Annotated in this window: 13 protein-coding genes; 8 read left to right on the top strand and 5 right to left on the bottom strand. The window is 66.4% G+C overall.

The genetic code is table 11. The annotated features are described in order from the left end of the window. Positions 1-36: 36 nt before the first annotated feature. From BPET_RS24800 to BPET_RS24790, 3 genes are read right to left on the bottom strand one after another with little or no spacing between them, the layout of a single operon-like run. Positions 37-939 (bottom strand): DMT family transporter, encoded by a 903-nt coding sequence (locus BPET_RS24800; protein WP_012251724.1) that lies wholly within the window; start codon positions 937-939, stop codon positions 37-39. Positions 940-989: 50 nt separating this feature from the next. Further along, positions 990-1,748, bottom strand: a complete 759-nt coding sequence (locus BPET_RS24795; RefSeq protein ID WP_012251723.1) for an anti-sigma factor family protein — start codon at positions 1,746-1,748, stop codon at positions 990-992. After that, positions 1,745-2,317, bottom strand: a complete 573-nt coding sequence (locus BPET_RS24790) for an RNA polymerase sigma factor (RefSeq protein ID WP_012251722.1) — start codon at positions 2,315-2,317, stop codon at positions 1,745-1,747. The genes BPET_RS24795 and BPET_RS24790 overlap by 4 nt, the downstream gene beginning before the upstream one ends. A 150-nt stretch (positions 2,318-2,467) precedes the next feature. Here BPET_RS24790 and BPET_RS24785 point away from each other — a divergent pair, with 150 nt between their 5' ends. Continuing rightward, positions 2,468-3,571: a catalase family peroxidase gene (locus tag BPET_RS24785; protein ID WP_012251721.1), complete on the top strand. Its 1,104-nt coding sequence runs from the start codon at positions 2,468-2,470 to the stop codon at positions 3,569-3,571. Beyond that, positions 3,568-4,113 carry a cytochrome b gene (locus BPET_RS24780; protein WP_012251720.1) on the top strand — a complete coding sequence of 182 codons (546 nt, stop codon included), beginning with the start codon at positions 3,568-3,570 and terminating at the stop codon, positions 4,111-4,113. Before BPET_RS24785 ends, BPET_RS24780 begins: the two co-directional genes overlap by 4 nt. A 36-nt stretch (positions 4,114-4,149) precedes the next feature. Here the strand turns inward: BPET_RS24780 and BPET_RS24775 are convergent, their stop codons facing one another. After that, a complete protein-coding gene (locus BPET_RS24775) occupies positions 4,150-5,205 on the bottom strand; it encodes a LacI family DNA-binding transcriptional regulator (RefSeq protein WP_012251719.1) in 1,056 nt (351 codons plus the stop codon). Between the two features lie 130 nt (positions 5,206-5,335). Between BPET_RS24775 and BPET_RS24770 the strand changes: the two genes are divergently transcribed. The 6 genes from BPET_RS24770 (at position 5,336) to BPET_RS24745 (ending at position 11,244) form a co-directional block, all read left to right on the top strand. Next, positions 5,336-6,208, top strand: a complete 873-nt coding sequence (locus BPET_RS24770) for a branched-chain amino acid ABC transporter permease (protein ID WP_012251718.1) — start codon at positions 5,336-5,338, stop codon at positions 6,206-6,208. Between the two features lie 13 nt (positions 6,209-6,221). Beyond that, positions 6,222-7,151 carry a branched-chain amino acid ABC transporter permease gene (locus BPET_RS24765; protein ID WP_012251717.1) on the top strand — a complete coding sequence of 310 codons (930 nt, stop codon included), beginning with the start codon at positions 6,222-6,224 and terminating at the stop codon, positions 7,149-7,151. A gap of 2 nt (positions 7,152-7,153) precedes the next feature. Continuing rightward, entirely contained in the window at positions 7,154-7,918 is a 765-nt protein-coding gene (locus tag BPET_RS24760; protein WP_012251716.1) for an ABC transporter ATP-binding protein, read from the top strand. After that, positions 7,911-8,624, top strand: a complete 714-nt coding sequence (locus tag BPET_RS24755; RefSeq protein WP_012251715.1) for an ABC transporter ATP-binding protein — start codon at positions 7,911-7,913, stop codon at positions 8,622-8,624. Before BPET_RS24760 ends, BPET_RS24755 begins: the two co-directional genes overlap by 8 nt. A gap of 64 nt (positions 8,625-8,688) precedes the next feature. Beyond that, a complete protein-coding gene (locus BPET_RS24750) occupies positions 8,689-9,837 on the top strand; it encodes an ABC transporter substrate-binding protein (protein ID WP_012251714.1) in 1,149 nt (382 codons plus the stop codon). Between the two features lie 78 nt (positions 9,838-9,915). Continuing rightward, a complete protein-coding gene (locus BPET_RS24745) occupies positions 9,916-11,244 on the top strand; it encodes an amidase (protein WP_012251713.1) in 1,329 nt (442 codons plus the stop codon). Between the two features lie 54 nt (positions 11,245-11,298). Here the strand turns inward: BPET_RS24745 and BPET_RS24740 are convergent, their stop codons facing one another. Then, on the bottom strand, positions 11,299-12,288 hold the full coding sequence (locus BPET_RS24740; protein ID WP_012251712.1) for a Bug family tripartite tricarboxylate transporter substrate binding protein: 990 nt from the start codon (positions 12,286-12,288) through the stop codon (positions 11,299-11,301). Between the last annotated feature and the right edge of the window lie 156 nt (positions 12,289-12,444).

Here is a 12,444-nt window from a genome sequence, read left to right as displayed (position 1 = left end):
TCTAAAACGGTCAAATCCGGCGCGGCTGTGGCGTGCTCATGGGGTATCGCCATGCCGGGGGGTATCGTCATGCCGGCGCGCGCGGGCCGTGCGCGATTCGCGCCAGGCGATGTACACGCCGCCGCCCACGATAAGCGCCGCGCCAACGCAGTCGTACAGGTCGGGGGCGTCGTGCCACACCAGCCAGCCCAGTAGCGACGCCCATAGCAGCGCGCCGTAGTCGAACGGCGCCACCACCGAGGCCGGGCCGATGCGAAAGCCTTGGGTGATGAAGGTCAGGCCCAGGGTGCTAAACAGCGCGATACCGGCGAAGTGAGGCAGATGTGGCCATTGCAGCGGGGTCCAGAACGCCGGCACGGCCACCGCGCTGCAGACGAACTGGCCGACCACGATGTAGACGGTGGTGGTGAGCATGCTTTCGGCGCGCCCGATGGCGCGCGCGGTGAGCATCATGGCGGCGTACAGCACCGCCGTGGCAAGCGGATAAAGCGCCTCTACCTGGAAGCTGGCCGCGCCCGGGCGCACGATGACCAGCACGCCCGCGAACCCGGCGGCCACGGCCAGCCAGCGGGCGCCGTCAACGCGCTCTTTGAGCGCCAGCACCGACAGTGCGGTGACGAACAGCGGCGCGGCGAACACGATGGCGATGCCCTCGGCCAGCGGCAGGGCTTGCAGGCCCAGGTAGAAGAAGCAGGCCGAGATGACGTTGAGGGCGCCGCGCAGAAGGTGCAGCCCCGGGTGGCGCGTGCGCAGCGCCGCGCGGCCGCCCAGCGCGGCGGCCAGGGCCAGCACGAACGGCAGCGCGATGGCGGCGCGCAGGAACAGAATCTGAATCGGGCTGTAGTGCTGGCTGACCCATTTGGCCAACGCGTCGCTGAAGGTCAGGAACAGCACGCCGACTGACACGCAGGCAATGCCGGCGAGCGGGCGATCGGTCATGGCGAATCCGGGTGCGGCAGGGAAACGCCAATGATAGGTCACGCGAGAATCTACGAGGCCTGGCTGGCCGCCTGGACGGGCATGGGCGGCGGCGCGTCGGGCATGCCATCGCCCACGCCGACCAGGGCGTAGTTGTACCCTTGCCCGGACCAATAGCGGGCCAGCAGCTTGCCATCGCGCCGGCTGCCCTCGGGCAGCATCTGCATGCCCGGCCCCGGCGGACGGATATAGAAGCTGGCGCGCTGCCCGGCGTTTTCGTAGATGACGATTGCCGCCGGGCCCTGGTCTGTGGCCAGCAGGCGCGCCGCCACCGGCTTGTAGCCGCTGGCGCTGAGGTCGGGCAGGCGTTGGGCGTGCGCGAAATAATCGTCCAGCCAGCTTTGCAGGCTGCCCGCATCGGCGCGCAGGTCTGGCTGGGGCGCATGGTCGGACGCGAACAGGCGGTAGGCCTGCACGGCATCCTGCATGGGCAGTACCCGGTGCGCCAAGGCGCTGTCGCGCGCGCTCCAGCCCGTGGCGCCGCCCAGCACCAGCGCCACGCACAGGCTGCTCGCCATCGCCAGCCGGCGTCGCGTGCGCGCGCGCAGCCGCGCGCGTACCGCGGCAGGGTCGAGCTCGGGGTTGGGCGGCAGGCTGTCCTGGCCGGCGGCCCGGCGCAGTTCTTGTGCGTCGCGCTGCCATGCGGAGAGTTCCTGAGCCTGTTCGGGGTGCGCCAGCAGGTAGGCCTCCATGGCGCGCCGCTGCGCGGCGTCGAGCTGCCCGTCTACATAGGCATTGCGTGCCAGGTCGTCGATGGGAGATTGGCTCATTTCAGTATCCTCAAGTGCGCGGCGACAGTTTGCCCTTCGTTCAGGTCGCGCAATGCGCGCCGCGCGCGCGACAGGCGCGACATGACCGTGCCCGCGGGAATGTCGAACAGATCCGCCACCGCCTTGTAGCTGAGGCCTTCCACGCTGACCAGCCACAGCAGCGTGCGCTGCGCTTCCGGCAGGCGTTCGAAGGCGTCCAGCGAAGAACGGGCCAGCACCTGGCGCTCGGCCGAGGGGGCCGCCGAGTCGGCGCCGGAGAACCATTCGAGCAGCCGCGCGTAGCGGCGTCCGCGGCGCTGGGAGTCGAGAAACTGACGGTACAGGATGGTGAACAGCCAGGCCCGCACGTTGCCTTCCGGGCGGCGGCCCGGCCAGCGCGTCAGCGCCCGTTCGAGAGTGGCCTGGACCAGGTCGTCGGCGGACGCGGGGTCGCGCGCCAGCCGCAGGGCGAACCTGCGCAGCCGGGGCAGCAGCAGGCGCAGCACGGCATCGGACAGTTCTTCTGTCTGGAGGGCATCATCTTCGCTGGACACGGGCTCGGGCAAAGGCAAGCGTACCGGTTGGATCATGTCGGGGTTCCTGTGCGGGCCCGCGCCTATGCGCCACAAGCTTACAGGCCAATGACGTAAGACGCCCGCCGCGCCAGTTTATTCCCCGCGGGAATAAATTTTTTGCCGCATCGTCCTACCCGGGTATTCATCGTAAAAGCCAGGAGTTCTATGCCGTATCCTCCTCAACGCGACGCCCGGCCGCTAGCTGCCCGGCAAATTTTCCTGCGCCTGGGCGCCATCGGCGTCATTGTGCTGGCCTCGGGCGCCGCTTTCGCCTACGTGGGCGGCTGGCTCGACCCACAGCGGCTGACGCCCGACCGCGTGGTCGATGCGCTGGAAGCAAACAGCGGCGTTCACGCCGGCTACCGGCGCAACCATGCCAAAGGCGTCTGTGTGGTTGGCCATTTTGAAAGCAATGGCGCGGCGCACGCCCTGTCGACCGCTGCGCTGTTCGCCCCGGGCGATACTCCGATCGTGGGGCGGCTGGCCTTACCGGGCGGCAACCCCTACGCGCCGGATTCCAGTGTGCCCATACGCAGCTTTGCCTTGCGTTTTACTTCTTCCAACGGCGAGCAATGGCGCACCGGCATGAACAGCATGCCGGTATTTCCGGTGGCCACGCCCGAGGCCTTCTATGAGCAGCAGCTCGCGGCCAGGCGCGATCCCGCCACCGGCAAGCCCGACCCCCGGCGCATGCAGGCGTTTTTTGCCGCACATCCCGAGACCGCGGCATTTCTTGCCTGGGTGAAGACGGCCAAGCCGTCGGCCAGCTACGCCACTGAAAGCTATTACGCGCTGCACGCGTTTTACTTCATCGATGCCCAGGGCAAGCGGCAGCCGGTGCGCTGGCGCCTGGCGCCCGTGGATACCGCGCCCGCGCCCGCCGCCGCGCCGGCGCACGATGCAGACTATTTGCAGGCCGACTTGCAGCGGCGCCTGGCGCAAGGCCCCTTGCGGTGGCGGTTACTGGTCACGCTGGGCGAGCCGGGCGACCCCACCAACGATGCCACGCGCCAATGGCCGGCTGAACGGCCCACCATCGACGCGGGTACCGTGGTGATCACCCGCAGTGCGACGCAGGACGAAGGCCCCTGCCGCGACGTGAACTATGACCCGACCGTGCTGCCGCGCGGCATGGCGATTTCTGACGACCCGCTGCTGCCGGCGCGTTCGGCTGCCTACGCCGCGTCGTACGAACGCCGTACCCGCGAAGGGCCGCCGCGGGATGCCGCCGCCACTTCCCCATCTACCCAGCAGGAGCACGCGCAATGAGCCGTTCGACCCGACAACCTACGGAGGGCTTCAGCCTGCCCGCGCGCCTGTTGCACTGGCTGATGGCGGCCGGCATCATCGCGATGCTGTTTATTGGGGTGGGCATGGTGGCCTCGGTGTCCGAGCGGCACCAGTGGCTGATACAGATCCACAAGCCCCTGGGCCTGGCGCTGCTGGCGCTGGCATGCCTGCGCCTGGCCCGGCGGCTGTACGGCGGCGCGCCGGCGTTGCCGGCCGACCTGCCGGCATGGCAGCGCCAGGCCGCGCATGTTTCGCATGTGCTGCTCTACGCGTTGATGTTCGCCATGCCGCTAATCGGATGGGCCATGGTGTCGGCCGGTGGCTACCCGGTGATGGTGGGTAATTGGCAGTTGCCATCCATTGCGCCCGCCAATGCGGCGCTGTTCGCGTGGCTACGCGGCGCGCACCGGTACCTGGCCTTTGCGCTGTTGGCCACGGTGCTGCTGCACCTGGCTGCCGCGCTGTTCCACGGCTGGATTCGGCGCGATGGGGTGCTGCACGCCATGACGCGCGGGCATTGAGCGGCGGCGCGCCGTGGCGGTTGCCGGCCTGGTAGCTTACGCGGCGCCGCGCGCGGTGGATGGCGGCTGCGCGTTGGGATCGGTGCTGCGCCGTATCATGAGCCGCGGCGCCAGCCGCTCGGGTGCGGGCCGGCCCCCGTTGATGCGGGCCAGCAGCAGTTCCATGCTGCGATAGCCCATGGCGTGCATGGGTGAATTGATGGTGGTCAGGCTGATGGGCAGCTCGGCGGCCAGCGGCGTGTCGTTAAAGCCCACGATGGCTACGTCATGGCCGGGCACCAGGCCGCGATCGCGTACCGCGCCCATCAGGCCGATGGCCAGGAAGTCGTTGACCGCGAACACAGCGGTGGGTTTGCGCGCCTGGCTGAAGAGCTTTTCGCCGGCGCGCCGTCCGGCGCGGGTGTCGAACGGGCCGTGCAGGATCCATTTGGCCGGAATGCCCACCCCGTGTTCGCGGCAGTGTTCGATGAAACCGGCGCTGCGGTCGCAGCCGGTGCTGGCGTATTCTTCGCCCGCCAGCACGGCGATGTGCCGGTGTCCCAGGGCCAGCAGGTGCTCGGCCGCCATGCGGCCGCCGGCCGGATCATCGCAGGTAACCGAACAGTGCGAACCCACATGGCGGCTGACCAGCACCATGGGGATGCCCCGCTTGGCGGTTTCGTCCAGAAAGCGAGTGTCGTCGCGGCGGGCGTCGGCGAAGATCAGCCCTTCGACGCGCCGGTCGAGCGCCATTTCGCCCAGCTGCCGCTGGCGCGCCGGCGCGTCGCCCGTATTGGCGACGAAAGTCAGGTAGCGGGAATCGGCCGCCGCCGCGTCGATGCCTTCGTAGATGGTGGCCACCACCAGGTCGGACAGCTGCGGTACCAGCACGCTGACCGTGCGTGTTTTCTGGGTGCGCAGGCCGATGGCATGTGGATTGGGGCGGTAATTGAGCTGGTGCGCCAGTTCGCGGATGCGTTCGACCGTTTCGGGCGCGGCGGCGGTGCGCGCGTCGTCGTCAGTGCCGTTGAGCACCCGGGACACGGTCGAGACGTGGACATTCAGCTGTTGTGCCAGCGAACGCAAGGTTACCGGAGACTGCTTTCCTTTCATGGCGCTCGTTCCTTTTGGGCGAATGATAGCAATTTTGCCCTCTTACCCAAACGTTCGGGTAAATACTAGATTGCCAATGCTTGCGCCTGCCCATACAGTGCAACCCGAACGTTTGGGTAGAGACCGGGAAATGGACCATTTTCTGCAGCAATTGATTTACGGACTGTCTGTGGGCAGCACCTACGCGATGATCGCGCTGGCGATCACGCTGGTGTTCCGCGGCATGGACATCATCAATTTCGCGCAAGGCGAGATTTTCATGGTGGGCGCATTCCTGGGCTATGTCTTTCATGTGGACATGGGCCTGTCGATGTGGCTGGCATTCCCGTTGGCCATTGCCTCGGCGCTGTTGTTCGGGTCGATACTCGAACGGGTTTTCATGCGCCGCCTGGAAAACGCCAACCAGCTCTCGCTGTTCATGATGACCGTGGCGCTGTTCATTCTGTTGCGCAGCGCGGCGCAGTTGGTGTTCGGGTCTTCGGCGTACCGCTTCCCGCCCCTTAGCGCGCACACCGCGAAGCTGGGCGCGGTGCAGATCAGCGACCAGTACCTGATCGTGATCGGCATGACGCTGCTGATCATGGCGCTGCTGTACGTGTTGTTCACGCGCACGCCGCTGGGCTTGTCGGTGCGGGCCGTGGCGCAGGACAAGACCACCGCGCGCATGATGGGCATCAACGTGTCGCGCATCAACAACTTCACCGTGGCGCTGTGCTCGGCGCTGGGCGCGGCCGCCGGCATCGTGTACGCGCCGATTGCGGTGCTGTCGTTCGACATGGGCAATCTGATCATGCTCAAGGGCTTCACCGCCGCGCTGTTGGGCGGGCTGGGCCTGCTGTCGGGGGCGGTGGTGGGCGGCATCCTGCTGGGCGTGATCGAACAGTTCGGCACGCTGCTGATCAACTCCGCCTACAAGGATCTGGTTTCGTTCTCGATCCTGCTCCTCATCATTCTGGTCAAGCCCAACGGCATCCTGGGCAAGAAACAGATCAAGAAAGTCTAAGGACACCGTCATCATGTCTCGACGCAAGTATGGCGCCGCGTTGTGCGCGCTGGCCCTGATCGCATTGCCGGTCATCCTGAATGACCCGTTCATTACCCACCTGGGCATCCGCGCCGCCACCTACGCCATCGTGGTCATGGGCCTGACGCTGTTTGCCGGCTATACGGGCCAGATCTCCATAGGCCACGCGGCCTTTTTCGGGCTGGCGGCGTACCTGTCGGGGATGATGGTCAAGGCCGGCATGCCTTATCTGGTGGCCGTGCCGTTGGCCACCGCAGCGGTCGGCGTGCTGGGGTGCCTGGTCGGCATGCTGGTGCTGCGCACCAGCGGCCACTATCTGGCGCTGGCCAGTATTGCCGTTGCGGTGATCATCCAGGTCATCATCAAGAACAGCGACATCACCGGCGGCCCCTCGGGCCTGACCGGCGTGCCGGCGCCCGAGTTCTTCGGCTGGTCGCTTACCAGCGACCTGGGCTACTACTACTACGTGCTGCTGTGCATGTTCGCGGGGTTCATCATCCTGCAGCGGGTGATCGATTCGCGTACGGGCGACGCGTTGCAGGCCATCGCCAACAACGAGTTGGCCGCGCAGTCGCTGGGCATACCGGTGTTTCGCTACAAGGTGCTGTCGTTCACCATCAGCACGCTGTTCGCGGCCTTTGCGGGCACGCTGTTCGTGCACTACGACGGCTTCATCGACCCTGACCGGCTGGGCCTGAACGTGTCGGTGCTGTTCCTGATCATGACCTTCGTGGGCGGCATCGGCAACATCTATGGCTCGGTCATCGGGGCGTTCGCGCTGACCATCATCGAAGAGTACGCGCAGGAATTCGGCCAATACAACGTGCTGGTCTACGGCCTGCTGCTGGCGCTGGTGATTCTGTTCCTGCCCAAGGGGCTGGTGGACCTGCCCAACAAGCTCAAGTTACTGCGCGCGAGGTAAGCATGCTTTCTGTCGAGAACCTGACCCTGGCCTTTGGCGGCGTGAAGGCGCTTTCCGATGTGTCGTTCACCATGCAGGCCAATGTTATCCACGGCCTGATCGGACCCAACGGCGCGGGCAAGACGTCGTTGTTCAACGTGGTCAGCGGCATCTACGTGCCCACGGCCGGCTCGGTGCATTTCAACGGCAGCGAAATCAGCCGGCTGAAACTGCACCAGATCAACCGCCTGGGCGTGGCCCGCACGTTCCAGAACATTATGGTGTTTCCCGACCTGACGCTGGCCGAGAACGTGATGATCGGCCGCCAGGACCGCACCCACGCGAGTGTGATGGCGTCGATACTGCGCACGCCGCGCGAGCGGGCCGAACGCCGCGCCACCCGCGAGCGCGCGCTCGAGCTGCTGTCGTACGTGGGCCTGGAAAGCAAGGCGGACGAGCTGGCCTCGAACCTGCCGTACGGCGAACAGCGCCAGCTGGACATTGCCCGTGCGCTGGCCACTGACCCCAAGATGCTGCTGCTGGACGAACCCGCGGCCGGGTTGAACCTGCAGGAACGCGTGGCGCTGCGCGACCTGATCCTGAAGCTGCACGGGCTGGGCTATACGGTGGTGCTGATCGAGCACGACATCAAGCTGGTGATGGGCCTGTGCGAGCACATAGTGGTGCTGGAGTACGGCCACAAGATCGCCGACGGCACGCCGCAGGAAGTCCAGCGCGATGAAAAAGTGATTGCCGCCTACCTGGGCGCCGGAGCACAGCATGCTTAAGATCGACCGCATCGACACCTACTACGGCCGCGTGCAGGCGCTGAAACAGTGCAGCCTGGATGTGGCCACGGGCGAATTCGTGACCCTGATCGGCGCCAATGGCGCGGGCAAGAGCACCCTGCTGAAGTCGATTCTGGGCCTGCAGCCGGTGCGCGGCGGCCGTATCGAGTTCATGGGCGAGTCGGTCGAACGCCAGGCGCCCGACAGCATTATCCGCAAGGGCATCAGCATCGTGCCCGAGGGCCGCCGTGTTTTCCCTGAATTCACGGTGGCCGAGAACCTGGTCATCGGGGCGCGCGCGCGCCGCTCGACCCACCAGGAAGTGCAGCACGATATTGAACGCGTCCTGGTGCAGTTTCCGCGCCTGAAAGAACGTTTTCGCCAGAAGGCCGGCACCATGAGCGGCGGCGAGCAGCAGATGGTGGCCATTGGCCGCGCCTTGATGGGACGGCCCAAGCTGCTGCTGCTGGACGAGCCGTCGCTGGGGCTGGCGCCGCTGGTGGTGGCCGAACTGATGGAGAAGCTGCGAGAGATCCACGCGGGCGGCGCCACCATCTTGCTGGTGGAGCAGAACGTCACGCTGGCGTTGCAGACCGCTCAGCGCGGCTACCTGCTTGAAACCGGGCAGATCGTCGGCTCGGATGACACCCAGACGCTGCTGCGCAGCGACCTGGTGCGCAAGACCTACCTCGGCATGGACAGTTGATACGCGCCACGCCGGTTGCGCCGCTGTGCGGCATTTCCATTCCCATGACCAGAGAGACGAAATCATGATCCAGTTTTCTTCCCGCACCCTGGCCGTTGCTTCTATCGCGGCGGCCGTTACGCTGGCCGGCTGCGGCCAGAAGGAAGAGGCCGCCGCGGCCACCGGCGGCACCCCGCTGCGGCTGGGTATCATCGAATCGATTACGGGCGCGGCGGCATCGTATGGCGATGCCCATAACAAGGGTACGCGCCTGGCTATCGACGAAATCAACAAGGCGGGCGGTGTCAATGGCCTGCCCATCGAGGTTCACGCCGAGGATGACAAGAGCGATCCGGCCACCGGCATCAATGCCGCCAAGAAGCTGATTACGCAGCGCAAGGTCGACGCCATTGTGGGTTCGGACGCGAGCCTGGTCACGATCGCGTTCTCGAAAGAGAACGAGAAGTACAAGGTGCCGCTGGTCAACGGCATGGCGGGCTCGCCCACGATTACCGAGCAGGGCTTCAAGTACACCTGGCGTATCAAGATCACCGACAACCAGCTCGACACCAAGGCCATCGAGTACTACATCCAGGATAAGAAAGCGCACAAGATCGCGTTCCTGGCCGAGAACTCGGACTACGGCAAGCCGCCCACCAAGGCAGCGGCCGATCGCGCCCGAGAACTGGGCGCCGAGGTGGTGGCGTACGAGGAATACAACCGCGGCGAAACTGATTTCAAGGCCCAGCTGACCAATATCCGCGATCAGGCTCCCGACGTGCTGTTCGTGCACGGCTACTACACCGAGGGCTCGATCATCGCGCGCCAGATTCGCGAGCTGGGTATCAAGACTCAGTTGATCGTCAACGAAGGCCAGGGCGTGGCCAAGTTCCAGGAACTGGCCGGCGACGCCGCCGAGGGCGCGGTGTTTCCGACAACCTGGCTGCCGGGCCTGAGTGACGAGCGCTCGAAGCAGTTCGAGACGGCCTATCGCGCGCGCTACAACACCGAGCCCGGCGCGTTCGCCGCGGGTTCGTACGAAGCGGTCTACACCGTGGTGGAAGCGGCCCGCAAGGGCGGCGGCACCAGCGCCGAGCAGATCCAGGCGGGCCTGGCCCAGCTGCAGGGTTTCGACACGCTGCTGGGCCCGGTGCACTTCGACCAGAAGAACCAGAATGACGGCGCGATCAAGCTGGCCCACTTCCACGACGGGAAGATCGTTCCCATGCAGTAACCGGCTGGCGCCCGCACGGTCTTGCCGTGCGGGCTAACGCGTCAACGCCGCGCCCTTCTTCTTTGTTTTTTCTTCAATATGCTGAACATCGCTGCACTTGCGTCGGCCTACCGCACGCGCCAAGCAACCCCTTCCGCAACACTGCAATCCCTGCTGGACCAGATCGCCGCCTCTGCGCTGAACAGCTTTATCAGCGTGGACGCCGAGGCCGTCATGCGCGCCGCCAAGGCCGCCGACCAGGCATACGCCGGGCCGGCGGGCGCCGCTGGCGCGCTGTGCGGCATTCCCGTTGCCGTCAAGGACCTGATCGACGTGGCGGGCATGCGCACGACCATGGGGTCGGAACAGTATGCGCAGAACCTGGCCACCGGCGATGCCGAGGTTGTGCGGCGCTTGCGCGCCCAGGGCGCGATCGTCATTGGCAAGGCCAATACGCATGAATTCGCCTATGGCCCGACCGGCGACCGCTCTTACTTTGGCGCCGTGTGCAACCCGCACAATCCGGCGCACATGACGGGCGGGTCCAGCAGCGGTTCGGCCGCGGCGCTGGGCGGCGGCCTGTGCGCGGGCGCGCTGGGCACCGATACCAGCGCGTCGATTCGCCTGCCGGCGGCGCTGTGCGGCGTGGTGGGCATGAAGCCCACCTACGACCTGCTGCCGCGCGATGGCATTTTCGCGCTGAGCCACACGCTGGACCACGTGGGGCCGATGTCCGTCACGGTGGGCGACAACGCCCTGCTGCTGGACGTGCTGACCGGCATGCCCCGCGACAGCCATGCGCGCCTGATCGGCCAGCCGATCCGCGGGCGCACCGTCGGCCTGGCGATGGGGTTTTATAACGATTTTCTGGATGCGCCGGTGCGGCAGGCGCTGGAGCGCGCCCGCACCGTGTTCGAACAGGCCGGCGCGCGCGTCGTGCCGGTGGAGATTCCGCGCGTGCAGGCCATCTACGATGCCCAGCAACTGGTGCTGAAGGCCGAGGCCTACGCCACGCACCGGCGGGCGCTCGATGCCGGGGCGCCGTACCAGGCCGAAGTACGGACGCGGCTGCTGACGGGCAGCGACGTGAGCGCGGCCGATTATCTGCAGGCAATGTCCATGCAGGCCGTGGCGCGGCAGTCGTTCGATGAGGTGCTGGCGCAGGTCGACGTGATTTTGTGCCCCACCTGCGGCATTACCGCGCCGCCGCGCGATACGCGCGCTTCTGTGCTGGACGGCAAGGACTATGCCACGCCCTGGCTGCTGACGCGCCTGACCGCGCCCACCAACTTGTCCGGCCATCCCAGCCTGTCGGTACCGTTCGGCGCGGATGCCCAAGGCCTGCCGGTGGGCATGCAACTGATCGGACCGCAACTGGGCGAGGCCGGCTTGTATCAGTTCGGGCAAGTGCTCGAAGCGGCCGCCTGACCGGGCGACTGAGCGGGCGCCGGGGCGCCCGCCTGCCGCGTGCGGGCGCGGCGCTCAGTCCAGGCTGATCTTCGCGTTTTCGATCAGCTTTTCGTACGTGGCCGATTTTTCGTCGAGCCGTTTGCGCAGTTCGGGCAGCGGCCAGTCGAGCGGTTCGAATGCGAAGGTGTCGAAGCGTTTGCGCAGGGCCGGATCGGCCAGCACGGCGGTCACGTCGGTGTAGATCTTGTCGCGCACGTCGTCGGGCAGCCCTTTGGGGGCCAGCAGCGACACAATTGAATTGACGTCGAGCTCGGCAGGGCCGCCGGCTTCGGCCACGGTGGGCACGTCCGGATACTGAGGATGGCGGCGCGGCGCGGCGATGGCCAGGTAGCGCAGCTTGCCGGTTTCGTACACGGGACGCGTGGACGGGATGGTGCCGAATGCCCAGTCCACTTCGCCGGTGGCTACGGAGGTGTACAGCTGGCTGACTTCCTTGTAGGGCACGTGGACCATCTTGGTGCCGGTCAGCGCGCCCAGCCATTCGCCGCCCAGGTGCCCGGGGCTGCCCACGAACCACGAGCCGTAGGTCACGCGGTCGGGCTTGGCCTTGGCGGCGTTGACCAGGTCGGTGACGTTCTTCCAGGGCGGCTGGCTGCCGACCGCGATCATGAAGGGTGTGTAGAACACGGGCGCCACCAAGTCGAACTTTTCCAGTGGAACGTAATGGCGCGACTTGTACAGGTGCGGCAGCGCCGAGACATGTTCGCTGTCGAGCTGCAGCAGCGCGTAGCCGTCGGCCGGCAGCTTCGCCACGGCCTCCAGGGCGATGAAGCCGCCGCCGCCGGGGCGATTTTCGACGATGACCGGCTGCTGCCATTTCTTGCTTAGCGCCTGGCCCAACATGCGCAGCACGACATCGGGACCGCTGCCCACGGAAAAAGCCGTGTACAGCGTGACAGGGCGGGTAGGGTAGGAGCCGGGAGTCTGGGCCCAGGCGATGCTGACCAGGCTGGCGGCGGCCAGCGCGGCGGCCAGCATCGTGCGGCGGAGTGGGGACGGCATGCTTTGTCTCTCCAGGATCTGTTGTCGTTGTCGGCATCGTGTGTGCCGCGTGGACGCCTGGCGTACAGCCGCCGGCGCGCACCCATTATGGGCGGGCCAGGTATGCGGGAAAAAATGAAATATTCATATTATTCATACGTTAAAACGTATGCGGGC

Origin of the sequence: Bordetella petrii, from assembly GCF_000067205.1 — a bacterium.
In the GTDB taxonomy this organism is placed as follows: Bacteria; Pseudomonadota; Gammaproteobacteria; order Burkholderiales; family Burkholderiaceae_B; genus Bordetella_A; species Bordetella_A petrii.
Note: the sequence above shows the minus strand (reverse complement) of the source record. Positions and strands in the feature narration are given on the sequence as shown.

Excerpts from the sequence above, each read along its gene's own strand:
- BPET_RS24760 (WP_012251716.1), top strand. The coding sequence starts at position 7,154 with ATGCTTTCTGTCGAGAACCTGACCCTGGCCTTTGGCGGCGTGAAGGCG.
- BPET_RS24755 (WP_012251715.1), top strand. The coding sequence starts at position 7,911 with ATGCTTAAGATCGACCGCATCGACACCTACTACGGCCGCGTGCAGGCG.
- BPET_RS24780 (WP_012251720.1), top strand. The coding sequence starts at position 3,568 with ATGAGCCGTTCGACCCGACAACCTACGGAGGGCTTCAGCCTGCCCGCG.
- BPET_RS24790 (WP_012251722.1), bottom strand. The coding sequence starts at position 2,317 with ATGATCCAACCGGTACGCTTGCCTTTGCCCGAGCCCGTGTCCAGCGAA.
- BPET_RS24745 (WP_012251713.1), top strand. The coding sequence starts at position 9,916 with ATGCTGAACATCGCTGCACTTGCGTCGGCCTACCGCACGCGCCAAGCA.
- BPET_RS24800 (WP_012251724.1), bottom strand. The coding sequence starts at position 939 with ATGACCGATCGCCCGCTCGCCGGCATTGCCTGCGTGTCAGTCGGCGTG.
- BPET_RS24740 (WP_012251712.1), bottom strand. The coding sequence starts at position 12,288 with ATGCCGTCCCCACTCCGCCGCACGATGCTGGCCGCCGCGCTGGCCGCC.
- BPET_RS24770 (WP_012251718.1), top strand. The coding sequence starts at position 5,336 with ATGGACCATTTTCTGCAGCAATTGATTTACGGACTGTCTGTGGGCAGC.
- BPET_RS24775 (WP_012251719.1), bottom strand. The coding sequence starts at position 5,205 with ATGAAAGGAAAGCAGTCTCCGGTAACCTTGCGTTCGCTGGCACAACAG.
- BPET_RS24785 (WP_012251721.1), top strand. The coding sequence starts at position 2,468 with ATGCCGTATCCTCCTCAACGCGACGCCCGGCCGCTAGCTGCCCGGCAA.
- BPET_RS24750 (WP_012251714.1), top strand. The coding sequence starts at position 8,689 with ATGATCCAGTTTTCTTCCCGCACCCTGGCCGTTGCTTCTATCGCGGCG.
- BPET_RS24795 (WP_012251723.1), bottom strand. The coding sequence starts at position 1,748 with ATGAGCCAATCTCCCATCGACGACCTGGCACGCAATGCCTATGTAGAC.
- BPET_RS24765 (WP_012251717.1), top strand. The coding sequence starts at position 6,222 with ATGTCTCGACGCAAGTATGGCGCCGCGTTGTGCGCGCTGGCCCTGATC.